Raw genomic sequence first — 23,000 nt, 5'->3', positions numbered from 1 at the left:
CCCCGGCCTGCGGTCCATCGCCGACGCCGTCATCGCCCGCACCTCCTGACCGGCGGGCGAAAAGACAAAGACGCCTAGAAGAAGAAGAGGAAGGCCGGGGCCGGGTCGAGGCCCTCGCGTCGATCCCCAGCCCCCCCGAGGCTCGGCCGCGCGGCATCCCGGCGTAATGACGCGGGTCCGCCGTCACTCCGCGTCCGATTTGTCGGGCCTTTCGTTGAGTGGCACACCAGTGAGGGGGTTTGCCCGAATCGGCCGCGCTGGTGTGCCACTCGACGGTTACGCCCCGGTCCCGCCCCGGCGCTGCGGACCGAAACCCGACCGGTCGTGTGGTTAACTCGCGGCAAGCGTTGGGTGGGTGGTTGCGGACCCTGATCCGGACGTCCGGAACGCCCCCGTGTCCCCGGACGTTGCGTCAGGGAGCCGAGAGGGTGGAAAAGCATGGTGCGCCTTGTGTATTCGGTAGGGCCCGCGATCGGGGCGGTGGGGGCGCTGGCGGTCGCGCTGGTGGTGCCGCCGGTGCTGTCGGCGCTGGTGCCGACGCGGGAGACCGAGATGTCGGCGGGGGAGAGCATCACGCTGACCGCTAGCGGAATCGGGGCGGTACACGGCGGCACCGATCCGGCCAACGCGGTGGTGTTCCGGGTGCCCGAGCAGATGCGGCGCATCGCGACCGGCGACGACTCCATCGCGGTGCTGAAATCCGATATCGGCGAGCAGCGGCTGTCGGTGTCGGTGGTGGACGGCATCACCGACTTCCCCACGGCCGCACCGCGATTGCTGCTCCCGCTGCGCGCCGCCGGGGTGACCGTGCGATTCGACGGCGGCGTGGTGGACGCGGGCGACTTCCACGGCCTCACCTGCGTACTGCCCGACACCGCGGGCGGGGTGTGCGCGGTCGCCAACAGCGGCGATGTGGCGGTCACCGTCACGGTCACCGGGCCCACCCGGGAGGCCGGGTACAAGATGATCGCGGACGTGCTCACCTCGAGCAAGGCGGTCGAGGCATGAGCTGGTTCCAGCCGCGATCGCTGTTGTTCTGGGTCTACTGCCTCGCCGTCATGGCCGGGCCGCTGCTGTTCCTGCTGCAGGCCGCCGGGCAGGTGTGGTTCGCGGGGATGCCCGCACTGGCCGCCCTGCCCATCACCGCGGCGACCCTGCTGCTGATCGGGCGAATCCTGTTCGCGCTGGACCCCTTCCGGGCCCGCCGCCACCTGGTCGCCCCCATGGTCATGGGCATGATCTGGGGAGCCACCGTGTGGACCGGCCTGGCAATGTGGGCCAATGACCACGTCGGCCGCGTCATCACCAATGCGTTCGGAGACCGCTTCGCGGTGAGCTGGAGCGCGGCCATCAGCGCGCCCATCGACGAGGAGTACATCAAGGCCATCGGCATAGCCGTGGTGGCGGTCATGTTCCGCTCCCGGCTGAGCCGCCCGATGCACGGCCTGCTGCTCGGCGCGTCGGTCGGGCTGGGCGCGCAGATCGCCGAGGACTGCCTCTACTCCACCCAGACGGCGCTGTCCTCGCCGCAGGATCCGGTGGTCGACGTGATCCTGGTGGCGGTGCTGCGCCTGGTAACCGCGCTCACCTCGCACTGGGCCATGTCGGGGCTGGCCGGTGTCGGCATCGTGCTGCTGCTCATCCGCACCGACCGGCCCTGGGCCTGGCGGCTGGGCGTGTTCGGGCTGTTCTACGCGCTGGCGTTCACCATGCACTTCCTCTTCGACGCCCCGCGCCCGCCCGGCCCGGCGATCCTGTCGACCTACCTGCCGATCCTCATCGACCTGCTCATCTTCGCCATCGCCTACGCCTGGGTGCTGCGCACCGAGCGGGCCTGGTTCCGCGAGCTCATCGCCCGCCCGGCCGCCCGCACCATCGGCACCGAGGCCGGGCTGGCGCCGCTGCTCACCTATCACCGCCGCCGCAAAGCCCGTGCCGCGCTGCGCCATTCGACCGGCTGGACGCGCAAACAGGCCGCGCTCTATGAACGCGGACTGCTGGATCGGGTCACCGATCTGGATCTGGTTCCGATCCAGCAAACACTGGCTCCGGATGGATTCGGTCCCGGGCCGGGCGGTGCTCCCCACGGTGTGGGTGCCCACTACGGCTGGTAAGGCGATTCTTGCGTGCCGATGACCAGTGCCGAGTGAACTGGACGCTAGCGTAGGTCCTCATGAGCGAGGGTCAGACGCCGTCCGCCGAGGCTGATTCCATGCAAGGTCCCGCGGTGGCCGAGCGTGCCGGTGAGCTGTTGCAGCGTCGTCAGCAAGCCCTGTGCAACTATCTCGACGCGAGCGCCGATATCGCCGGCGCGCGCATCCGCACCAATCTGACCGGCTGGCAACGCTGGGCCCGGCACCTGCCCGGCTCACCGCTCGCCCGCGCGACCGCCCGCCGCGACGCGCTCGTGCGGGACCTGGCCGTGCACGGCGTCGGCGCCGACGACCACCGCTGGGGCGCACTCTCCGGCGGATTCGTCCGCAGCCTCGGCACCGCGCTGTGCCTCGAGGACACGCTCTCGGACCTGACCCTGCGCTACTCGGCCGACGCCCCGTCCTGGACCCGCCGCGTGCGGGCGCTGTCCCGAACTGTCGAGGCGGCCCGCCCGCTGGCCGCGGTGGGCGATCGCGCCGTGGTCGCCGACCTCACCGAGGAACTGCTCGAGCTCACCCGCGGCGCCCCCGACGAGGCCGCGCGCAAGCAGCTCTCCGATCATCTGCCCGGCGTGCTGCGCCCGGTGCCCTTCGACATCGAATCCCTGCGGCGCTCCGATGCGCTGGTCGAGGTGGTTTTCGACATCTACGCCGACACCGTCAAGCTCGACAACATCACGGTGAATCCCGAACTGCGCGGCACCGGCCTGGGCACCGCGGTCCTGCAGCATCTGTGCCGCGCCGCCGACGCCCATCACCTCTACATCGTCGGCCAGCTGGTCCCGACCTTCCGCGACGATGATTCCGCGGTCCCGATCCTGGCCCGTTGGTGCCGTCACCACGGATTTGCGGTGAACGAACGCCTCGGCGGCCGCATCGCGCGCACTCCGGCCAGCATCCCGGATACCGCGACCCGCTGAAAATTCGAAATCGCGGGCGTGTCGCATCCAACTCCGCTGTGCGGCAAGGGATCAGCGGATTCCTTGCTAGTCTCGCAGCGAGAATGTCTGGTAACAGACCGTACGCCCGTTACGACGTGCTCACTGCGTAGAGAACGTCCCGACTATTTTTTGGCTGGCAGTTTGCCAGTGGAACTGGATCAACTTTCATATGAAGCTCTCTGTACTGCACGGCCGCCGCAATGGATTCGCGCTGCGCGCCGCCGCGACCGCGCTCACCGCGCTGGTCTCGGTGGCGACATTCGCCGGTACCGCCGCCGCCGAGCCCGAGAAGTCCCCGTCGGTCACCTCGATCGAGAAGGACGGCCGGACCTGGCATCTGAAGGTGTACTCGGCGGCCATGGGCGGCGACATCACCGTCGATGTGCAGCGCCCGGTCGACGAGTCCAAGCCGGCCCCGAGCCTGTGGCTGCTCAACGGCCTCGACGGCGGCTACGGCACCGCGAGCTGGAAGGCCCGGACCAACGTCCTGGACTGGCTGTCGGACAAGCAGGTCAATGTCATCCAGCCGATCGGCGGCTTCGCCACCTACTACGCCGACTGGATCAAGGACGACCCGAAGCTCGGGCGCAACAAGTGGAAGACCTTCTTCACCGAGGAACTGCCCCCGGTGCTCGACGCGACGCTGGGCTCGACCGGTCTGAACTCGCTCGCGGGCCTGTCCACCTCCGGCACCTCGGTGCTGCAGCTGGCCGAGGCGAAGCCGGGCCTGTGGAAGTCGGTGGCCGCCTACAGCGGGTGCGCGCAGATCGCCGATCCGGCGGGGCAGACCTTCGTGAAGCTGTCGGTCAACCGCGGCGGCGGCAATACCGAGAACATGTACGGCCCGGACAACGACCCGCGCTGGGCGGCCAATGATCCGGTCGTCAACGCGGAGAAGCTGCGCGGCACGAACCTCTACATCTCGAGCGGCAGCGGCATCCCGGTGATGGAGGACGTCAACTGGTACCTGAACAACGGCGGACCGGAGACCCTCGCCCTCGGCATGATCATCGAGGGGGCCACCAACGCGTGCTCGCACAATCTGAAGACCAAGCTGGACTCGCTGAACATCCCGGCGACGTACCAGTTCACGCCGGTCGGCACGCATTACTGGCCGTACTGGGAGCAGGCGCTGCACGATTCCTGGCCGCTGCTCGCACAGGGCATGGGCCTGCAGCCCTGATGATCTGACGGTCAGACAACTGAAAACAACAGCGCCGCAATGCCGGGAAGGCATTGCGGCGCTTGTTTGTGAATCTGATCAGGCCGGGAGACCCATGCCCGCGGCCAGCATCGGCCACGAGTTGTGCAGGGCGTTCTCCCAGTACGGCCAGTAGTGGGTGCCCACCGGATCGAACTGGTAGGTGGCCGGGATATTGATCGAATCCAGCTTGTTCTTGAGGTTGTGGGTGCAGGCGTCGACGCCGCCCTCGATGAGCATGCCCAGGGCGAGGTTGATGTCACCCTGCGGGCCGGGCGCGGACTTGGTGTAGTACTCGACATCCTTCAGCAGCGGGATGCCACTGCCGCTGGAGATGTAGAGGTTGGTGCCACGCAGCTTCTCGGCATTGATGACCGGATCGTTGGCGGCCCACAGCGGGCTGTCATCGGGGCCGTACATGTTCTGGGTGTTGCCACCCGCCCAGGTCTCCACCGCGAACTTCAGGAACTGCTTGCCCATCGGGTCGGCGATCTGCGCGCAGCCGCTGTAGGCCGCGACCGACTTGAACAGGCCGGGCTTGGCCTCGGCCAGCTGCAGCACCGAGGTGCCGGAGGTGGACAGGCCGGTCAGCGCGTTCAGCCCGGTCGAACCCAGCGCGGCGTCGAGCAGCGGCGGCAGTTCCTCGGTGAAGAAGGTCGTCCACTTGTTGCGCCCGAGCTGCGGGTCGTCCTTGATCCAGTCGGTGTAGTAGCTGCCGCGGCCGCCGATCGGCTGAATGACATTGACCTGCTTGTCGGCCAGGAAGCCGAGCGCGTTGGTCTGGGCGCTCCAGCTCGCGGTGCCGATGCCGCCGTCGAGGCCGTTGAGCATCCAGATGTTCGGGGCGGGCTGGGACTCGTCGACGGGACGCTGCACGTCCACCGAGATGTCCTGGCCCATGGCCGCGGAGTACACCTTCAGATGCCAGGTGCGCCCGTCCTTCTGGATGGAGCTGACGGCCGAGGGCTTGGCGGCGTCCGGGTCGGCCGCGCCGGTGCCCGCGGCGACCGCGACGGACAGCGCGGCGGAGAGGGCGAGGGCGGCGGTCCGCAGGGCGGTCCGATTACGTAGTGCGGAGAGCTTCATCGAAACAGTGGTTCCAGTCCTCGGGCCACGCGCGGCCACAAATGTCTAGTGGTTGGTGGTCGGGTACCGGACGAACCGGCCTCCCCGACCCCGTATGTCAGGTGTCAGAACAAAACTGTTACCCGACTGAGGGTTTGAACGGTAGCCCGAATATGCCGGGCACGCCGTCGCGACCGTGTCGGCCCAGCGTGCGACCATCGAGGGGTGTCCAACAAATCCGCCGAGGAGCAGCGCCTGAGCGATCTGGCGCGGCTGCGGCGCGTGCGCGACCGCATCGACCGGGAGTACGCGCAGCCGCTGGACGTGGAACGGCTCGCGCGCGACGCGCACATGTCGGCCGGGCATTTGAGCAGGCAGTTCAAGGCGGCCTACGGGGAATCGGTGTACGCGTACCTGATGACCCGGCGCATCGAGCGGGCCATGGCGCTGTTCCGCATCGGGGAGCTGAGCGTCACCGAGGTGTGTTTCGCGGTGGGCTGTTCGTCGCTGGGCACCTTCAGCACCCGATTCACCGAACTGGTCGGCATGTCGCCGAGCGCTTATCGGCAGGAGGTGGCCGACGTGTCCGAGGGCATGCCGTCGTTCATCGAGAAACAGGTGACCAGACCGATCAGGAATCGAGAAGCCCCGGCAAGCGCCTCGCAACTAGCCTGATCAGCATGGACATCACCATCAACGCCAGCTTCCTGCCGCACACGGATGCCGATGCCGCCCTGGCCTTCTACCGTGATGCGCTCGGATTCGAACTGCGCAAGGACGTCGGCTACAACGGGTTGCGCTGGCTGACCCTCGGCCCGGCCGATCAGCCGGGGACGTCCATCGTGCTGACCCCGCCCGCCGCGGACCCGGGCATCACCGAGGAGGAACGCAAGCTCATCCTCGAGATGATGGCCAAGGGCACCTACGGCGCGATGCTGCTGGCCAGCAAGGACGTCGACGCCACCTTCGAGCAGCTGCAGGCCTTCGACATCGTCGAGATCGTGCAGGAACCCACCGACCAGCCCTACGGCGTGCGCGACTTCGCCGTCCGTGACCCCGCGGGCAACCTGCTCCGTATCCAGCAGGTCGCCTGAACCGTAGCGACCCGACCCGACCCAGCCTGATCCCCTTCGACCGAGCCGCCCGACCGGACCGCCCGCACACCTGGAGACCCGCATGGCCAAGCCCAAGTCCGCACCGACCGTCCCGCCCGCCGACTCCCACGATCTGATCCGCGTGGTCGGCGCGCGGGTGAACAACCTCAAGGACGTCTCGGTCGAGCTGCCCAAGCGGCGGCTCACGGTGTTCACGGGCGTCTCCGGGTCGGGCAAGAGCTCGCTGGTGTTCGACACCATCGCCGCGGAATCGCAGCGGCTGATCAACGAGACCTACAGCGCGTTCGTGCAGGGCTTCATGCCGACCCTGGCGCGGCCCGAGGTGGATGTGCTCGAGGGTCTGACCACCGCGATCAGCGTGGATCAGCAGCGCATGGGCGGGGATCCGCGCTCCACGGTGGGCACCGCCACCGACGCCAATGCCATGCTGCGCATCCTGTTCAGCCGGCTGGGCAAGCCGCATATCGGTTCGCCGCAGGCCTTTTCGTTCAATGTCGCCTCGATCAGCGGTGCGGGCGCGGTCACCGTGGAGAAGGGCGGGCAGCAGGTCAAGGAGCGGCGCAGCTTCAGCGTCACCGGCGGCATGTGCCTGCGCTGCGAGGGGCGCGGTGCGGTCAACGATATCGACCTGACCCAGCTCTACGACGACAGCAAGTCGCTCAACGAGGGTCCGTTCACCATTCCCGGCTACAGCATGGACGGCTGGTACGGGCGGATCTTCATCGGCTCCGGCTTCTTCGATCCGGACAAGCCGATCAAGAAGTACAACAAGCGCGAGCTGGCGGATCTGCTCTACAAGGAACCGACCAAGATCAAGGTCGAGGGCATCAACCTGACCTACGAGGGGCTGATCCCCAAGATCCGGAAGTCCATGCTGTCCAAGGACGTCGACTCGCTGCAGCCGCATGTGCGCGCGTTCGTGGAGCGGGCGGTCACCTTCCAGGTGTGCCCGGAATGCCACGGCACCCGGCTCAGTGAGCTGACCCGGTCCTCGAAGATCAAGAAGATCAATATCGCCGACGCCTGCGCCATGCAGATCAGCGATCTGGCCGAGTGGGTGCGGGGACTGAAGGAGCCGTCGGTCGCGCCGCTGCTGGAATCGCTGCAGGCCGTGCTGGATTCGTTCGTGGAGATCGGGCTGGGGTACCTGAGCCTGGATCGCGCGTCGGGCACGCTGTCGGGCGGAGAAGCCCAGCGCGTCAAGATGATCCGGCATCTGGGGTCCGCGCTCACCGATGTCACCTACGTCTTCGACGAGCCGACCGTGGGCCTGCACCCGCACGACATCCAGCGCATGAACGATCTGCTGCTGCAGTTGCGGGACAAGGGCAATACGGTGCTGGTGGTCGAGCACAAGCCGGAGACCATCGCCATTGCCGACCATATCGTCGACATCGGGCCCGGGGCGGGCGCGGGCGGTGGCACGGTGTGCTTCGAGGGCACGGTGGACGGGCTGCGCAGCAGCGGGACCATCACCGGACGCCACTTCGACGATCGGGCCAAGCTCAAGGATGCGGTGCGCAAGCCCAAGGGCGCGTTGGAGATTCGCGGCGCGGACGCCAACAATCTGCAGAAGGTGGACGTCGACATCCCGCTCGGGGTGCTGACGGTCATCACCGGTGTCGCCGGATCGGGCAAGAGTTCCCTTGTGCACGGGTCGATTCCGGCTTCGGAGGGCGTGATCTCCGTCGATCAGGGCGCGATCCGCGGTTCGCGGCGCAGCAATCCGGCCACCTACACGGGCCTGCTCGATCCCATTCGCAAGGCCTTCGCCAAGGCCAATGGCGTGAAACCCGCACTGTTCAGCGCGAATTCGGAGGGTGCGTGCCCGACCTGTAACGGCGCGGGCGTGATCTACACCGATCTGGCCATGATGGCCGGGGTCGCGACCGTGTGCGAGGAGTGCGAGGGCAAGCGGTTCCAGGCGGCGGTGCTGGAATACAAGCTCGGCGGGCGCGATATCAGCGAGGTGCTGGCCATGCCGGTCAGCGAGGCGCTGGGGTACTTCGAGACGGGCGAGTCGAAAATCCCTGCCGCGCACAAGATCGTGCAGCATTTGTCCGAGGTGGGGCTGGGCTACCTGAGCCTGGGGCAGCCGCTGACCACGCTGTCCGGCGGTGAGCGCCAGCGGCTGAAGCTGGCCACGCACATGGGGGAGAAGGGCGGCGTGTACGTCCTGGACGAGCCCACCACGGGTTTGCATCTCGCCGATGTCGAGAATCTGCTCGCATTGCTGGACCGCCTGGTTGATTCCGGCAAATCGGTCATCGTCATCGAGCATCACCAGGCCGTGATGGCGCATGCCGACTGGATCATCGACCTCGGCCCGGGCGCCGGTCACGATGGTGGCCGCATCGTCTTCGAGGGCACTCCCGCCGATCTGGTGGCCGCGCGCTCGACCCTGACCGGTGAACATCTTGCCGCGTATGTCGGTTCGTGAGAACGGAATACATCGGACAAACCGGTAAAAACCACCAATAATCTGCTCAAATAGCCTATAGCTATTAATTGGTGCGGGGCGTACCCTGGCTCGCTGTGTCCGTGACAGCGAGCTCAGAGAAGGGATCTGCCCGTGCCTGCCCTCTTCGGATCCGGTTGTGGTGGTGCGTTTCTCGGACAGCTATCCGGCCCGCCGCTGGGCACCGTCGTCATGGGCGACGACGGTACGATCCTGGTCACCGTGCGCCGCCAGAACTGGGCGGTGGCCTGGATCAGCGCCGCCCTGATCCTGGTGATCGCCGTCGGACTGGCGGTGCTGATCACACACGCGAAATTCCATGAGCAGCAACCGATCGCGCCGACTCCGGCCTCGACCTGCCAGCCCTTCTGCTCCGCCGCGCCCTAGCCGCCGGAACTGTCGATCAGCGCGAGAAGACCGCCACCAGGAAGTCGGAGTCGGGGGTGAACGGGCGCAGATCCCAGGTCGAGAGCTGCAAATCGGCTGTGAGGCCGGAGGTTTCGGCGTCGGCGAGGAATTCGGTGAAGTCGTAGCCGCGGTCGGCGCCGAAGCCTGTGATCAGGCGGCCGGTGGGGGAAAGGTGGCGGGCGAAGGCGGTGAGGACCGCTTGGCGGGTCGAAGGGGCCAGGAAGGTCATCACGTTTCCCGCGCAGACGATGACGTCGAAGTCGGCGGGGATGCCGCGGCTCGGGAGGTCCAGTTCGGCGAGGTCGCCGACCAGCCAGGTGGGGCCGGGGTAGTCCTGCTCGGCGGCGGCGATCAGGACCGGGTCGACATCGACGCCGACCACCGTGTGGCCGACGCCGTGCAGATAGCCACCGACCCGTCCCGGACCGCAGCCCGCGTCCAGGACGCGGCTGCCGCGTTCGAGCATCGCGTCGACCAGTCGCGCTTCCCCGGCGATGTCCTTGCCCTGCGCCGCCATTGCCCGGAAACGCTCGACATACCACGTGGAATGCTCGGGATTCGCTGCGGCGAGTTCCTCCCACTGGCTGGGGGTGCGTCCGGTCATGGCTTGTTTCCTCCTGGGTGAGTGGAGCGGCCTGGGTCGGTCGGGCAACGGGTCAGTACACGGTCCCCATTGCCGCGCGGACCTCGGCGAGGGTGCGTTCGGCGATCTCGTTGGCGCGTCGATTGCCTTCGCGGATCAGGCTGCTCGCGTAGTCGGGGTCGGCGGCGAGTTCGGCGCGGCGGGCGCGGTGCCCGGCGAAGAAGTCGTTGACCGCGTCGGTGGCGAGCTTCTTCAGGGCCGCGCCGCCGCCGTCGCCGAGCTTGTCGGCGAGGGTGTGCTCATCGCTGCCCAGGCACAGGGCGGCGGTGGTGAGCAGGGCCGAAACACCCGGGCGCGCATCGGGATCGAAGGTGATGCGGCGGTCGGAGTCGGTGGGGGTGCGCTTGATCAGGGCCGCGGTCTCGTCGGCGGTCATGGACAGCGAGATGGCGTTGCCGTAGCTCTTGGACATCTTGCGGCCGTCCAGGCCCGGAATCTCGGGGGTGGAGGTGAGCAGCGCCTGCGGTTCGGGGAAGACCTTGCCCCAGCGCTCGTTGAACCGGCGGGCGATGACCCGGGTGACCTCGAGGTGCGGCAGCTGATCCTTGCCGACCGGGACCAGGTTGCCCTTGCAGAACAGGATGTCGGCGGCCTGATGCACCGGATAGGTGAGCATCAGCCCGCTCAGCGCCCGCTCCGAGGCGGCCAGCTCGGCCTTGACCGTCGGATTGCGGTGCAGCTCGGCCTCGGTGACCAGGCTCAGGAACGGCAGCATGAGCTGGTTGAGGGCGGGCACCGCGGAGTGGGTGAAGACGGTCGCCTTGCTCATGTCGATGCCGGCGGCGGCGTAGTCGAGGACCGCGCTGTAGACGTTGTCGCGGACCTGGCCGAGGGTGTCGCGGTCGGTGATGACCTGATAGTCGGCCAGGATCACGAACAGGTCGACGCCGAGCCCCTGCAGCCGGACCCGCTCCCGGATGGTGCCGAAGTAATGGCCCAGATGCAGTCTGCCCGTGGGCCGTTCGCCGGTGAGCACACGGAAGCGGTCGGGGTGGGCGGTCACCTCGGCGGCGAGTTCGTCACTGCGCTCGCGGGTGGCGGCAAAGGAATCCGAGGGGGAAGACACCGTTCAACTTAACAAAACGGGTCCGCCCCCCGGCATGGGCATATGTCACATGCTCACGGATGCGCCGAGACGACGCGCGGCATGGGCGCGACCGAGCCCGGGCACGGGGCGGGGCACAGATGCCCGGCCAGTGCGGTGTGCGGGCTGCGGTGGCGCAGCGAGCCGAGCATGGCGGCGGCCTCGAGCGCGATCACGATGAAGCCGTAGCCGTAGGTGGTGGCGGCGAGGCCGAAGCGCAGTACGCACAGGCCCGCGATCACCGCGGGGACGCTGAGGGACAGGTAGGACACCACGTAGATGGCGGTCACCACTTCGGCGCGGTTCTCGGCGGGCGACAGCCCGGTCAGCATGCGCAGCGCGCCCGAGAACGACGGCCCGAACCCGACCCCGGCCACGATGCTGGCCGCGAAGAACAGCCACACGCTGTGTGTCGCCGCCCCGAGCAGCGCCACCGACACGCCGGTGATGAGCAGCGCCGGGCCGCGCACCAGCGCCTGATCGATGGTCCAGTCCCGGGCCAGCAGCGCGGTCACCGCCGAGGTGCCCTGCAATGCGACCACCACCAGGCCTCCGGCCAGCGGCGTCGAGACGTGGAATTGCACCTTCATCAGCGCACCGCCGAGCGCCAGGTAGAGCCCGCCCAGCGCCCAGGTCGCCGCGATCGACGGCACCAGGGTGAAGAAGGCCGCCCGAACCGGTTGCGGCACCGAGACTTTGGGCCGCAGCGAGGCCATGCCCCGCCCGTCTGGGCGCACGGTCTCCGGAATCAGCAGCACGCCGAGGACGATGATGGTGAACGCCGCCGCCAGCAGCCAGTACACCAGCCGCGTCGGCGCCGGCGCGTAGGCGACCAGCAGCCCGGAACTGATGGCCCCCACCGCGAGTCCGCCACCGGCTGCCACATTCGTCATGAGCGCCCCGAGCCGGGATTCGGCGGGCTGCAGGTCGATCAGGGCCGCGGTGATGGCCCCGGTGGCCAGCCCGGTGGCGATGCCCTGCACGATCCGCGCGGTGAAAAGCCAAGCCACCGACTGCGCTTCGGCGAAGGCCAGCGTGCCGAGCAGCTCCACCAGCACCGCCGCCACCAGCACCGGCCGCCGCCCGATGTGATCGGACAGCGACCCCGCGAACAACAAGGTCACCAGCAGCGCAATGGCATTGGCCGCGTACACCCCGGTCGAAACCAGCGACGAGTAATGCCACATCTGCTGATACACCGGATACATCGGCGACGGCGCCGCCGACGCGAACAACAACAACCCCAACGCCACGGCCAGCAGCCAGAACGCCGCGGTATTCGACATCCGGTAGCGCGCAGGGGATTCGGCGCGTACCGCGCCGTCGGGCAGGTTCTGCATGATTCCTCGGACAAGTCGTCGGATGTGTGCGCTACGAGTCTGACCCATCCGGCCGCCGTCCGCTCGCCACTTCGCTGCGGGCAGAGTCCGACCCGCCAGGGGCTGCGGGCGGAATCCGGGCCAACCGGGGCGAACCACCAGCCCCGCGAAATCACTCGGCGCGGTTGCGGACACCGGCCATGAAACACACGGCGTCGCAACGTATGCCGACGTCGCGAGGTCAGTTCAGGCGGCCGTCACCCTTGCGGTAGCGCAGCGGCGGCACGTCGTACCTGCGGCGGAAGGCGCGGCTGAACGCGGCTTCGGAGTCGTAGCCGACCTGATGGGCCAGTGCGGCGATGGGAATCGGGGTGGTGCGCAACAGCGTCGCGGCGCGGGCCAGGCGGCGGTCCGCCAGATAGGCGGCGGGCGGCTGGCCCAGGCGGCGGGTGAAACGGTCGGTGAAAGTGGTGCGCGACATCGATGCCAGGGCGGCCAGATCCGACACCGACCACGGCGCGGCGGGGGAGCGGTGGATGGCGGTGAGGACCGGGGCCAGCGCGGGATCCAGTGCGGCGGTGAGCCAGCCTGGCGCGGCGGTATCGGCGGACCAGGCCCGCAGCGCATGAATGAACAGCAGATCCAAGATGCGCGAGATCATCGCCGCCGCACCGGGCCGCGGCCGGATCACCTCCACCAGCAGCAGATCCAGGCTCAGTGGCAACCACTCCCGGCCGGGACCCTCGCCGGAAATGACGATCGCCGGGGCGAGCACGGAAAGCAGAGGGGCGGCCTGCGGTTCGTCGACCTGAAACGACCCGCTCACCCACCGCGCCGGTCCGCCCACGGCCTCCAGCGCATGAGCGTCACCACGCGCCAGCACCACCATGACCCCGGCACCCACGCGGACGTCCTCGAAACCCGCTGCGGCGTTTCCTGAGTTTCGCGGCGCGGCCGCACGATGGAGGTCTGACGGTGCTGCGCCGCGGCCCTCCGTCGCGCCCCTGGAATCCACACCGGTGTCGCGGGAGGTCGTTTCGGCGTCCTCGAAGGCCGCGATGATACCTCCGGAGTCGCCCGCGACGCGGACGCGCACGGTCCCTTCCTCGACGATGTGGAGCACGCGTTTGCCGTGCGGAATCTCCACCGGTGCACCGGGTTCGGCGCTGTGGCGGGTGACTGCTCGGCCGCGTAGGCGGACGGTCTCGAGGATCTCCGAGAGGGCGTCCAGTTCGGTGTCACCCGCGAGCGGGTCCGGCAAATCTGGTGAATCGGCAAAATTTCGCGGCGAATCCGTCATGGTCTTTGCTCCATCATCCGAATAGCGTAAATCTCGCCACCCGGGAGGCGTACAAGGATCGGCTCGACGAGAAGGAGACACGCTATGGCGGACAAGCCCGCGATCGTTCTGGTGCACGGGTTTTGGGGTGGTGCGGCGCATTGGGCGAAGTTGATCGTGGAGTTGCGGCGGCGCGGCTACGAGTCGCTGCATGCGGTGGAGAATCCGCTCACCTCGCTGGCCGAGGATGCCGAGCGGACCCGGAAGATGGTGCGGCAGATCGCCGGACCGGTGCTGCTGGTCGGGCACTCCTACGGCGGCGCGGTCATCACCGAGGCGGGCGACCTGCCCAATGTCGAGGGCCTGGTCTACATCGCCGCCTTCGCGCCGGACGCGGGGGAGAGCCCGGGCCAGCTCACCGAGCAGCTGCCGCCCGCGGCCGTGGATGTCATCGCCCCGGATTCGGACGGTTACCTGTGGATCGACCAGGCGAAGTTCCACGGCAGCTTCTGCCGGGACCTGACCGACGACGAGGCCCTGGTCATGGCCGTCACCCAGAAGGCCCCGCTCGGTTCGACCTTCGGTGACGCGGTCACGAAACCGGCGTGGCGCTTCAAGCCGTCCTGGTACCAGGTCTCGACGGAGGACCGAATGATCAACCCCGACAACCAACGCCGCATGGCCGAGCGTATCGGCGCGCGCCGCACGGTCGAATTGCCCGCGAGCCACGCCTCGCTGGCGTCGCAGCCGGTCGCGATCGCCGATGTGATCGATGCCGCTGTCGCGGACCTCGAAATCGACTAGCCCCCGCCGAACCCGCGGCGCATCCTGGAGGCGATGCGCCGCGGGATCCTTGACTTTCCTTCCGGACCCGCGCATCGTGGAATAGTTAGCAAAGCTAATCGATGGGGACGAGTCCTGTCGCCCGAACGCGTTTCGAGGCAGCCGTTCAGGTTGCGGCGTTGCAGGTCGGCGAGGATCCAGGGAGGCTCTTGATGGTCGAGGACGTGCGGGCCGAACTCCAGCGCATTGCCGATCGGCTGGCGCAATCGGAGGTCATGAAACGCTTCGAGGAGCTGCTCGCCGACGAGCAGATCCGAGCGGCCATGCCGATTCCCGAGGTGGCCGAGGCCGCCCGGCGGCCCGGTCTCGGGCTCGCGGGAATCGCGGCCGCGCTCATGGAGGGTTATGCCGACCGTCCGGCCATCGGTGAGCGCGCCGCGGAGATCGTGGTCGACGCCGACGGGCGGCGCACGCGCCGGTTACTGCCCGCCTATGTGACCACCACCTACCGCGAACTGTGGACGCGCGCCGGGCACATCGCCGCCGGCTGGCAGCACGACGAACGGAACCCGTTGCGCGCCGGAGACTTCCTCTGCATTCTCGGCTTCGCCAGCGGCGACTTCGCGGCCCTGGAGCTCGCCGCCATCCGGCAGGGCCTGGTGACCGTCCCGCTGCAGTCCAGCGCCGCTGCCGCGCAATGGCATTCGATCATCACCGAAACCGAGTCACGCACTCTCGCGGTCAGCCTGGAGTTGCTCGCGCCCGCGATCGAGTGCGTGCTGGACGGCACGCCGGTGACCTCGATCGTGGTCTTCGACTTCGAACCCGAGGACGACCGGCAGGCCGAGGCCTACGCCGCCGCACAGCACCGCCTCGAGGGTTCCAACATCGCGCTGGAATCGCTTGCCGCCGTGGCCGACCGGGGCGCGACGCTCCCGGAGGTCCCGCTGCACGTCCCCGCCGACGCTGACGAACTGGCCGTGCTGATCTACACCTCCGGCAGCACCGGCACCCCCAAGGGTGCGATGTACCCGCATCGCCTGGCGGCCGGAATGTGGCTGGGCCCCACCGTGATCCCGGCCCCGGTCGTGAACTTCTGCTACATGCCGCTGAGTCACGTGGCCGGCCGCATGGTGCTCAACGGCACCTACGCGCGCGGCGGCACCGCGTACTTCGCCGCGTCCAGTGATATGTCCACCCTGTTCGAGGACATCGCCCTGGTGCGCCCCACCGAGGTGTTCTTCGTGCCCCGCGTCTGCGACATGGTCTACCAGCGCTACCAGAGCGATACCCAGCGCCGCATCGCCGCGGGCGAATCCGCCGAGGATGCCGACCGGATCGTGAAAACCGCACTGCGGGAAGAGTTCCTGGGCGGACGGATGGCCCGCGTCATGGTCGGCAGCGCGCCCATTTCCGCGGAGATGAAGGAGTTCATGCGCTCGGTGCTGGGCCAGCCGATCATCGACGGCTACGGCTCCACCGAGGCGGGCGGCGGCCTGCTCATCGACAACGAGATCCGCCGTCCCCCGGTCATCGACTACAAGCTCGCCGATGTCCCCGAACTGGGCTACTTCTCCACCGACAAGCCGTATCCGCGTGGCGAATTGGTGGTGAAGTCGATGCAGCAGATCCCCGGCTACTTCAAGCGTCCCGAGGTGACCGCCGAGATCTTCGACGAGGACGGCTACTACCGCACCGGCGATATCGTCGCCGAGGTCCGGCCCGACTATCTGGTCTACGTGGACCGCCGCAACAATGTCTTGAAGCTGTCGCAGGGCGAATTCGTGACCGTGGCCAAGCTGGAGGCCGTCTACGCCACCAGTCCGCTCATCGCCCAGATCTTCGTGCACGGCTCCAGTGAGCGTTCGCATCTGGTGGCGGTGATCGTGCCCACCGACGCCGCCCGCGCGCTCGAGCCCGCCGAGCGGGTCGCGGCCATCACCGAGTCGATGCAGCGGATCGCCAAGGAGTCCGGGCTCGAATCCTACGAGATCCCGCGCGCCTTCCTGCTCGAGGACGAGCCCTTCACCCAGGACAACGGCCTGCTGTCGGGCATCGGAAAACTATTGCGGCCCAAGTTCAAAGAGCGTTTCGGCGCGCGGCTCGAACAGCTCTACACCGAGCAGGCGCAGCGCCAGCGCGACGAGCTGGCCGTGCTGCGCCGCGAGGCCGCCGACCGCCCGGTCATCGAGACGGTGTGCCGGGCCGCCCGCACGGTGCTGGGTGGCGGCGAGCCGCAGCCCGACGCGCATTTCACCGACCTGGGCGGGGATTCGCTGTCGGCGCTGTCGTTCTCGACGCTGCTGGCCGAGATCTTCGATGTCGAGGTGCCCGTCGGTGTGATCGTCAGCCCGGCCAACAACCTGGATCGGTTGGCCGCGCACATCGAGGCCGAACGGGATGCGGGCGGTACCCGGCCGACGGTCGCAACCGTCCACGGCGGCACCGAGATTCGCGCCGCCGACCTCACGCTCGACAAGTTCCTCGACGCGGCGACACTGGCGGCCGCCCCGAGCCTCCCACGCGCGTCGCAGCCGCCGCGCACCGTCCTGCTGACCGGTGCCAACGGCTATCTGGGCCGCTTCCTGTGCCTGGAATGGTTACAGCGCCTGGATGCTACCGACGGCACCCTGATCTGCGTCATTCGCGGCCGGGACGCCGAGACCGCGCGCCGCCGCCTGGACGAGGTGTTCGACAGCGGCGATCCGGAGCTGCTGCGACAATACCGGGATCTGGCGCAGCGTCGCCTGCGCGTGCTGCCCGGCGATATCGGTGAGCCGAATTTCGTTCTGAGTCAGCCGGATTGGCAGGAACTCGCCGACACCGTCGACCTCATCGTGCACCCGGCTGCCCTGGTCAATCACGTGCTGCCCTACGGCCAGCTCTTCGGCCCCAATGTCGTCGGCACCGCCGAGGTGATCCGCCTCGCGCTGACCTCCACGCTCAAGCCCGTCACCTACCTGTCCACGGTCGCCGTCGCCGCGCAGATCGATCCGGCCGTCTTCACCGAGGACGGCGATATCCGCGAGATCAGCGCCGTGCGCTCGCTCGACGACGGATACGCCAACGGCTACGGCAACAGCAAATGGGCCGGTGAGGTCCTGCTGCGCGAGGCGCACGACCTGTGCGGGCTGCCGGTCGCGGTATTCCGCTCGGACATGATCCTGGCGCACAGCGATTTCGCCGGTCAGCTCAACCTGCCCGACATGTTCACCCGCCTGTTGCTCAGCGTGCTCGCCACCGGTCTGGCCCCGAAGTCCTTCTACGCCTTGGATTCCCACGGCAACCGCCGCCGCGCCCACTACGACGGCCTGCCCGCGGACTTCACCGCCGCCGCCATCACCGCCCTGGGTGTCCGGGTGACCGAGGGCTTCGAGACCTACGACGTGCTCAATCCGCACGACGACGGCATCTCCCTGGACGAATTCGTGGACTGGCTCATCGAATCCGGCCACGCCATCGACCGCATCGACGACTACCGGGACTGGTTCACCCGCTTCGAGACCGCCCTGCGCACCCTGCCCGAACACCAGCGCGCCGCCTCGGTCCAGCCGTTGCTGCACGCCTACCGCCGCCCGGGCCTGCCCATCGCGGGCTCGGTGCTCCCGGCCAAGCGGTTCCAGGCCGCCGTCCAGCAGGCCAAACTGGGGCCCGGCGGCGACATCCCGCACCTGACAAGGGAACTCATCGACAAGTACGTGGCGGACTTGAAGCTGCGCGGCCTGCTCTAACCTTCGCGCATCCGCAGGTAGTGGCCGAGCCGCCCGGCGGCGTCGAGCATGGCCAGGCCGCGCTCGGTCAGCCGGGCGCTCCACTCGTCCAGGGCGCGGGCGAGGGAATCGGTGCCGCCGGCGGCGCGCACCTGGTCGACCACGGTGGCGATGCGCTCCAGCGGATAACCACCGCGCCGCAGCAGATGCGCGAGTTCGGCATCGCGGACGTCGTTCGCGGTGTAGCGGCGGTATCCGGTGCCGGATTCCCTTGCCGGAACCAGTATTCCGGCCCGCTCCCACTTGCGCAGGGTCGCCGCGGTGACCCCGAGCCGGTGGGCCAGTTCGCCGATGGTCCGGTCCTGCGCACCGGCGGCCGGTGCCGCGGCGTCCCCGGCCTCGGCGGTCAGATGCCGGACCGCCCGCCGCACACTGTCGAGGGTGTCGCGGTCCTGCAGCGATTGCTGGTGGCCCCGGTCGATGATCACCAGGGCGGTGTCGAGTTCGCCTTCGTGGATCGCGGTCATGATGCGCCCGCCCACCGCGTGCCCGTAGGCGCGGACCAGCGCGAGATACGCGTCGAGGGCCGCGGCGTGCAGCGCGGTGTAGATCCGGTAGCCGCTGTCCGTGCGCGCAGCGGGCGGCAGGAACCCGTCCTGCTCGTAATTCCGCACGGCCTGGGTCGACAGGCCGTGCTCGCGCGCCAGATCGGAGGGTCGCAGGTTGTCCATCGGTTTGAGACTTTACCGGGCATGGATAAGCGCTGTAATGGCCAAATCCCGGACCAAGTATCAACCGTCGTTTCAACGATACGATTCATACACATGACTCAGGACATTCGAGACCTCGTACCCGCCTCTTGTGAACTGCTCGGACTGGGTGAGCCCACCCACCGCGAACCCGCCTTCGGCTGGATCCGCAACGAACTCCTGCCCCAACTGGTCGAGCACGGCTTCCGCTCCATCGCCCTGGAGATCGACCGCGTGGCGGCCATGACCGTGAACGACTACGTCCTGGGCGGCCCCGGTGTGCTGGAAGACGTGATGCGGGAAGGCTTCTCGCACGAATGGGGTGAACTCGAGCCCAACCGTCAACTGGTGCAATGGATCCGCGACCACAACAACACCCGCCTGCCCGCGGACCGCATCACCTTCCACGGCTTCGACGCCCCGACCGAGAACTACAGCGCCCCCAGCCCGCGCACCTACCTCGAACACGCCCGCGACTACCTGGGCCTCGACCTCGACATCGCGAGCCTCGCCGGTGACGATCACCGCTGGAGCCGCCAGGAGGCGGTCCTGGATCCGGCCATGTCCCCGGGCGCGACCCCCGAAGCGAAACAGCTGCGCGCCCTCGGCGAGGACATGCTGTTCGCCCTCTACCGCCGCGCCCCCGAACTGGTCGCCGCCACCTCCCGCGCCGAATGGTTCCGCGCCGAAACACATCTCACCGGCGGCCTCGCACTGCTGCGCTACCACGCCCAGTGCGCAGAACCGCTCCCGCAGCACGAGCGCCTGACCCCGCTCATCGCCGCCCGCGACACCATCATGGCCCAGAATCTGCTCGCCATCCGCCGCCTCGAAGCCGATCGCGGCCCCACCCTGGTCTACTCCCACAACCTGCACCTGCAACCCGGCCGGACCAGCATGCCCGTGGCGGGTCAGGACCACAGCTGGTCCAATGCGGGCGCGATCATCGACGCGCTGGGCGTCATCGACTACACCTTCATCGCCGGAAGCCTCGGCCGCAGTGCGTCTTTCGAGCTCGACGTACCCGAGCCGGACACCTACGAGGGCCTGCTGGACGCCCGCACCGCCACCTGGGGCTTCAATCCCGCCACGCCCATCACCGCCGGACGTCAGCGCTCGGATGCAGTGCCGCACGGCCACTTCCCGCTGACCGCCGACCTGCTCGCCCGCGCGGACGCGGTGCTGCACGTCAGCGACGGCTCAGCGTGCCGCAGGGATTTCGAGCCCGTGCTGTAGCGCCGCGACAGTACTGTCGAGAATCTCGTAGAGGTGGCGCACCGACGGATCCGGTTGCGCCACCCAATGATCGAGGCCCACCCCGAATGCCGAAAAGCAGGTCGTGGCCGCGAGTTTCGCCCGCAGGTCGTCCTCCGGCAGTCCGGCCCGCAGTGCGAAATTGCGGGCCAGGGCGTCACGGCGGCCGAAGGTGCCGGTGAAATTCTCCTGGCGCAGTTGCGGATTGGTGATCAGCACCAGGCGGGCGCGCCGCGCCGTGTCCGCCTGGCGGCGGCGCAGCTCGGCCTGGCTGTCGTCGAGCAGGAAATCACGCAGTGCCGCCCGCAGTGCGACGAAGACCGCCTCCTCCGGCGGGCGGCGGTCCAGGGCGGCCAGCAGATGCGCCATGACGTCCTCCTCATGGCTGAAGACCACGGCCGTCTTGGACGGGAAATGCCGGTGGAAGGTGCGGCGCGACACGTGGGCGGCGTCGGCGATCTCCTGCACGGTGGTCTGCTCGAAGCCGCGGCGCTCGAACAGCACCAGCGCGGCATCGATCAATTCGCGCCGCACCCTGGCCTTCTCGCGTTCGCGCAACCCGGTCGGTGCCGTCATTCCGCCCTTTCGTCGTCGTGTCGCCCACCCCTGGTGTCTCAATGTGACAGTTCACAGGATAGTCTGGCCGAAGTGTCTCACTGTGACACCAAGGCAGTGGGGTACCGAATTGGCATGGATACGAGAGGACGCTCCGATGACGCGACGCACCGTGATCACCATGGTCTCGGCGGCACTGCTGGCCACCGGTCCGCTGGCCGCCACCGCCGTGGCCGACCCGCCCGCCAGCTCGGTGGGCGCGGCCCCGGGCACCGTCATCGGCAATGAGGTTCTGCCGCAGCAGCTCTGGCTCGACGGCGCGGGCTCGGCCCGCAAGCTCACCTACTGGACCCGCGACTCCGCCGATCAGCCCGCGCTGTCCACCGGCGTCGTGTTCACCCCGGCCGGGACCCCGCCGCCCGGCGGCTGGCCGGTGCTGTCGTGGGAGCACGGCACCGTCGGCATCGGCGACGAATGCGCGCCCTCGGTGGCGGGCCGCTCGGACCGCGACATGGGCTTCCTCGCCACCTGGCTGAAGCAGGGCTACGCCATCGTCGCCACCGACTACATCGGTCTGGGCACCCCGGGCGTGCACGCCTACCTCGACGGCCGCGCCGAGGCGCACGCCGCCATCGATATGGTCCGCGCCGCCCGCGCCGAAGACGACTCGCTGGCCCGGAAGTGGGTGGCCATCGGCCAGTCGCAGGGCGGCGGCGCAGCGGTTTTCACCGCCTCCCTCGCGACCCGCTATGCGCCCGAACTGGATTACCGCGGCGCGGTGGCCACCGGCCCGGCCTCCAATATCGTCGAGGCCGCGACCCTGATCGGCCCGAACACCCCGGCCATCGGCTCCTCGCACATCACCGCCTACGCCACCTACGTGTTCAACGGCCTGAAGGCGGCGCGCCCGGACTTCGATCTGGACAGCTACCTCACCCCGCTCGGCAAACAGCTGGTGACCGCGGGTGAGACCCTCTGCTTCACCCCGATGGCCGAACGCGCCCAGGGCATCTCGCTCAACCAGCTGGTCTCCCGGCCGCTGTCGGAGGGCGATTTCGTGCCCGTCGCGCATGCGGTCATGGATGTGCCGCTGACCGGCTACGACCGGCCGCTGTTCATCGGCCAGGGCACCAATGACACCGATGTCCCCGCGCCGCTGACCGCGAAGCTGGTGGCCGATATGGCCGCCGCCGGAACCCATCCCGAGGTGCACGTGTACCCCGGGAAGGATCACAGCGGCGCCATGCTCGCCTCGCTGGCCGACAGCGTGCCCTTCGTGGCCCGACTATTCGGCTGACACTCAGCCGATGGTGACCGTGGTGTCGATCAATCCGAAGATCTCGCCCTGCGGTCCCGACACGATGCCCATGCGGCCGAAGGGGCTGTCGTCCGGACCCATGAGGACGGTCGCGCCGAGCTCCTTCGCCTGCTCCAGCGCGGCGTCGGTGCCCGCGACCTGGAACCAGGTCAGCCAGTAGTTGGCGTCGCCGCCGGGCTGGCCGGTGGTGTCGGCCATGCCGCCCATGGGCCGGCCCTGCGGGTCGTTGAAGGTGGAGTAGATCATCTGCTCGTTGCCGATCTCGTCGTACGACCAGCCGAAGACCTGCTTGTAGAACTCCTGGGAGGGCACGTAGCCGTTGGTGTGCAGGTCGTTCCAGCAGTACGCGCCCGGCTCGTTGTAGATGCCTGCTCCGGTGTGCGCCTTGGCTTCCCACACGCCGAACACCGCGCCCGCCGGATCCGCGGCCACGAACATGCGGCCCACGTCCATGACGTCGAAGGGCGGCATGAACACCGCGCCGCCCGCCGCCTGCACCGCGCCCGCGACGGCGTCGGCATTGTCGGCGGCGAAGTAGGTGGTCCACACCGAGGGCATGGCCACGTCACCCATCTTGGGCCCGATGCCCGCGGCCGGGTGGCCGTCGAGCATGGCGATCATGTAGCCGCCGGACTCCGGCGGGCTGTCGAGGACGTCCCAGCCCAGCAGCCGGGAGTAGAAGTCCCGCGCGGCGGCGGGATCGTCGACCGAGCAGTCGACCCAACACGGAGTTCCTTGCGGCCAGGGCTTGTCGGTTGTGGGCATAGGGATCCTCCCGAGAACGGTCGGTGCGGCCTGTCGGACGGGCAGGCACATGGTCAGCTAACCACTCTTCCCGGCAATCCGGACTTGTAATACCGAACGGTCGTAAATTGATATCGAACTTTCTGTAAGGTGCCCGAAGCTCCGTTCGAACTGCTGTCTTTGCCCGGATCGTCCCTGCTTTCCGTCGATCGATGTCCAGC

General features: G+C 68.4%; 20 protein-coding genes. 12 read left to right on the top strand and 8 right to left on the bottom strand.

The window, feature by feature from the left end; all coding sequences use genetic code 11:
* Nucleotides 1–438 precede the first annotated feature (438 nt).
* The 4 genes from ACAM49_RS19745 (at nucleotide 439) to ACAM49_RS19730 (ending at nucleotide 4,277) form a co-directional block, all read left to right on the top strand.
* Nucleotides 439–1,008, top strand: coding sequence for a hypothetical protein (locus tag ACAM49_RS19745; RefSeq protein WP_369637003.1), 570 nt, complete (start codon nucleotides 439–441; stop codon nucleotides 1,006–1,008).
* Nucleotides 1,005–2,114: a PrsW family intramembrane metalloprotease gene (locus ACAM49_RS19740; protein ID WP_369637002.1), complete on the top strand. Its 1,110-nt coding sequence runs from the start codon at nucleotides 1,005–1,007 to the stop codon at nucleotides 2,112–2,114. Before ACAM49_RS19745 ends, ACAM49_RS19740 begins: the two co-directional genes overlap by 4 nt.
* Before the next feature lie 59 nt (nucleotides 2,115–2,173).
* The gene (locus ACAM49_RS19735) at nucleotides 2,174–3,073 is read left to right on the top strand and encodes a GNAT family N-acetyltransferase (protein WP_369637001.1); all 900 of its coding nucleotides are present in this window, start codon (nucleotides 2,174–2,176) and stop codon (nucleotides 3,071–3,073) included.
* 190 nt (nucleotides 3,074–3,263) lie between these two features.
* A complete protein-coding gene (locus tag ACAM49_RS19730) occupies nucleotides 3,264–4,277 on the top strand; it encodes an alpha/beta hydrolase (protein ID WP_369637000.1) in 1,014 nt (337 codons plus the stop codon).
* A 78-nt stretch (nucleotides 4,278–4,355) separates the two neighbouring features.
* Here ACAM49_RS19730 and ACAM49_RS19725 read toward each other — a convergent pair whose 3' ends face one another.
* Complete coding sequence (locus ACAM49_RS19725; RefSeq protein ID WP_369636999.1) at nucleotides 4,356–5,381, bottom strand: alpha/beta hydrolase; 1,026 nt, start codon at nucleotides 5,379–5,381, stop codon at nucleotides 4,356–4,358.
* A gap of 204 nt (nucleotides 5,382–5,585) precedes the next feature.
* Between ACAM49_RS19725 and ACAM49_RS19720 the strand changes: the two genes are divergently transcribed.
* The 4 genes from ACAM49_RS19720 (at nucleotide 5,586) to ACAM49_RS19705 (ending at nucleotide 9,320) form a co-directional block, all read left to right on the top strand.
* Nucleotides 5,586–6,035 (top strand): helix-turn-helix transcriptional regulator, encoded by a 450-nt coding sequence (locus tag ACAM49_RS19720; RefSeq protein WP_369636998.1) that lies wholly within the window; start codon nucleotides 5,586–5,588, stop codon nucleotides 6,033–6,035.
* 5 nt (nucleotides 6,036–6,040) lie between these two features.
* Nucleotides 6,041–6,454, top strand: a complete 414-nt coding sequence (locus ACAM49_RS19715; RefSeq protein ID WP_040805458.1) for a VOC family protein — start codon at nucleotides 6,041–6,043, stop codon at nucleotides 6,452–6,454.
* 82 nt (nucleotides 6,455–6,536) lie between these two features.
* Complete coding sequence (locus ACAM49_RS19710) at nucleotides 6,537–8,915, top strand: ATP-binding cassette domain-containing protein (protein WP_369636997.1); 2,379 nt, start codon at nucleotides 6,537–6,539, stop codon at nucleotides 8,913–8,915.
* Between the two features lie 132 nt (nucleotides 8,916–9,047).
* Nucleotides 9,048–9,320: a hypothetical protein gene (locus tag ACAM49_RS19705; protein WP_369636996.1), complete on the top strand. Its 273-nt coding sequence runs from the start codon at nucleotides 9,048–9,050 to the stop codon at nucleotides 9,318–9,320.
* Nucleotides 9,321–9,336: 16 nt separating this feature from the next.
* On the opposite strand, the gene ACAM49_RS19700 is transcribed toward ACAM49_RS19705, so the two are convergent.
* From ACAM49_RS19700 to ACAM49_RS19685, 4 genes are all read right to left on the bottom strand, one after another.
* The gene (locus ACAM49_RS19700; RefSeq protein ID WP_369636995.1) at nucleotides 9,337–9,945 is read right to left on the bottom strand and encodes a class I SAM-dependent methyltransferase; all 609 of its coding nucleotides are present in this window, start codon (nucleotides 9,943–9,945) and stop codon (nucleotides 9,337–9,339) included.
* 52 nt (nucleotides 9,946–9,997) lie between these two features.
* On the bottom strand, nucleotides 9,998–11,050 hold the full coding sequence (gene trpS / locus ACAM49_RS19695; RefSeq protein WP_369636994.1) for a tryptophan--tRNA ligase: 1,053 nt from the start codon (nucleotides 11,048–11,050) through the stop codon (nucleotides 9,998–10,000).
* A 53-nt stretch (nucleotides 11,051–11,103) separates the two neighbouring features.
* Nucleotides 11,104–12,408, bottom strand: a complete 1,305-nt coding sequence (locus ACAM49_RS19690; RefSeq protein ID WP_369636993.1) for an MFS transporter — start codon at nucleotides 12,406–12,408, stop codon at nucleotides 11,104–11,106.
* Between the two features lie 220 nt (nucleotides 12,409–12,628).
* Nucleotides 12,629–13,648: an AraC family transcriptional regulator gene (locus ACAM49_RS19685; protein WP_369636992.1), complete on the bottom strand. Its 1,020-nt coding sequence runs from the start codon at nucleotides 13,646–13,648 to the stop codon at nucleotides 12,629–12,631.
* 123 nt (nucleotides 13,649–13,771) lie between these two features.
* On the opposite strand from ACAM49_RS19685, the gene ACAM49_RS19680 reads away from it, so the two are divergent.
* Nucleotides 13,772–14,470 carry an alpha/beta hydrolase gene (locus ACAM49_RS19680; RefSeq protein ID WP_369636991.1) on the top strand — a complete coding sequence of 233 codons (699 nt, stop codon included), beginning with the start codon at nucleotides 13,772–13,774 and terminating at the stop codon, nucleotides 14,468–14,470.
* A 191-nt stretch (nucleotides 14,471–14,661) separates the two neighbouring features.
* Complete coding sequence (gene car, locus ACAM49_RS19675; protein ID WP_369636990.1) at nucleotides 14,662–18,180, top strand: carboxylic acid reductase; 3,519 nt, start codon at nucleotides 14,662–14,664, stop codon at nucleotides 18,178–18,180.
* Here the strand turns inward: car and ACAM49_RS19670 are convergent.
* Complete coding sequence (locus ACAM49_RS19670; protein ID WP_369636989.1) at nucleotides 18,177–18,890, bottom strand: TioE family transcriptional regulator; 714 nt, start codon at nucleotides 18,888–18,890, stop codon at nucleotides 18,177–18,179. The two genes, car and ACAM49_RS19670, sit on opposite strands and share 4 nt — an antisense overlap.
* 93 nt (nucleotides 18,891–18,983) lie before the next feature.
* Here ACAM49_RS19670 and ACAM49_RS19665 point away from each other — a divergent pair, with 93 nt between their 5' ends.
* Nucleotides 18,984–20,144 (top strand): erythromycin esterase family protein, encoded by a 1,161-nt coding sequence (locus ACAM49_RS19665; protein WP_369636988.1) that lies wholly within the window; start codon nucleotides 18,984–18,986, stop codon nucleotides 20,142–20,144.
* Here ACAM49_RS19665 and ACAM49_RS19660 read toward each other — a convergent pair.
* Nucleotides 20,109–20,738 (bottom strand): TetR family transcriptional regulator, encoded by a 630-nt coding sequence (locus ACAM49_RS19660; RefSeq protein WP_369636987.1) that lies wholly within the window; start codon nucleotides 20,736–20,738, stop codon nucleotides 20,109–20,111. The genes ACAM49_RS19665 and ACAM49_RS19660 overlap by 36 nt on opposite strands.
* A 136-nt stretch (nucleotides 20,739–20,874) precedes the next feature.
* On the opposite strand from ACAM49_RS19660, the gene ACAM49_RS19655 reads away from it, so the two are divergent.
* A complete protein-coding gene (locus tag ACAM49_RS19655; RefSeq protein ID WP_369636986.1) occupies nucleotides 20,875–22,014 on the top strand; it encodes a lipase family protein in 1,140 nt (379 codons plus the stop codon).
* Between the two features lie 3 nt (nucleotides 22,015–22,017).
* On the opposite strand, the gene ACAM49_RS19650 is transcribed toward ACAM49_RS19655, so the two are convergent.
* On the bottom strand, nucleotides 22,018–22,800 hold the full coding sequence (locus ACAM49_RS19650) for a VOC family protein (protein ID WP_369636985.1): 783 nt from the start codon (nucleotides 22,798–22,800) through the stop codon (nucleotides 22,018–22,020).
* Between the last annotated feature and the right edge of the window lie 200 nt (nucleotides 22,801–23,000).

The sequence above is a fragment of the Nocardia sp. JMUB6875 genome (genome assembly GCF_041154655.1).
GTDB lineage: Bacteria > Actinomycetota > Actinomycetes > Mycobacteriales > Mycobacteriaceae > Nocardia.
Note: the sequence above shows the minus strand (reverse complement) of the source record. Positions and strands in the feature narration are given on the sequence as shown.

Bases quoted from the DNA above. Each gene is read 5' to 3' on its own strand.
- car (WP_369636990.1), top strand. From the start codon at position 14,662: ATGGTCGAGGACGTGCGGGCCGAACTCCAGCGCATTGCCGATCGGCTG.
- ACAM49_RS19710 (WP_369636997.1), top strand. From the start codon at position 6,537: ATGGCCAAGCCCAAGTCCGCACCGACCGTCCCGCCCGCCGACTCCCAC.
- ACAM49_RS19690 (WP_369636993.1), bottom strand. From the start codon at position 12,408: ATGCAGAACCTGCCCGACGGCGCGGTACGCGCCGAATCCCCTGCGCGC.
- ACAM49_RS19725 (WP_369636999.1), bottom strand. From the start codon at position 5,381: ATGAAGCTCTCCGCACTACGTAATCGGACCGCCCTGCGGACCGCCGCC.
- ACAM49_RS19745 (WP_369637003.1), top strand. From the start codon at position 439: ATGGTGCGCCTTGTGTATTCGGTAGGGCCCGCGATCGGGGCGGTGGGG.
- ACAM49_RS19670 (WP_369636989.1), bottom strand. From the start codon at position 18,890: ATGGACAACCTGCGACCCTCCGATCTGGCGCGCGAGCACGGCCTGTCG.
- ACAM49_RS19650 (WP_369636985.1), bottom strand. From the start codon at position 22,800: ATGCCCACAACCGACAAGCCCTGGCCGCAAGGAACTCCGTGTTGGGTC.
- ACAM49_RS19740 (WP_369637002.1), top strand. From the start codon at position 1,005: ATGAGCTGGTTCCAGCCGCGATCGCTGTTGTTCTGGGTCTACTGCCTC.
- ACAM49_RS19660 (WP_369636987.1), bottom strand. From the start codon at position 20,738: ATGACGGCACCGACCGGGTTGCGCGAACGCGAGAAGGCCAGGGTGCGG.
- ACAM49_RS19700 (WP_369636995.1), bottom strand. From the start codon at position 9,945: ATGACCGGACGCACCCCCAGCCAGTGGGAGGAACTCGCCGCAGCGAAT.
- ACAM49_RS19730 (WP_369637000.1), top strand. From the start codon at position 3,264: ATGAAGCTCTCTGTACTGCACGGCCGCCGCAATGGATTCGCGCTGCGC.
- ACAM49_RS19665 (WP_369636988.1), top strand. From the start codon at position 18,984: ATGACTCAGGACATTCGAGACCTCGTACCCGCCTCTTGTGAACTGCTC.
- ACAM49_RS19735 (WP_369637001.1), top strand. From the start codon at position 2,174: ATGAGCGAGGGTCAGACGCCGTCCGCCGAGGCTGATTCCATGCAAGGT.
- ACAM49_RS19655 (WP_369636986.1), top strand. From the start codon at position 20,875: ATGACGCGACGCACCGTGATCACCATGGTCTCGGCGGCACTGCTGGCC.
- ACAM49_RS19680 (WP_369636991.1), top strand. From the start codon at position 13,772: ATGGCGGACAAGCCCGCGATCGTTCTGGTGCACGGGTTTTGGGGTGGT.
- ACAM49_RS19715 (WP_040805458.1), top strand. From the start codon at position 6,041: ATGGACATCACCATCAACGCCAGCTTCCTGCCGCACACGGATGCCGAT.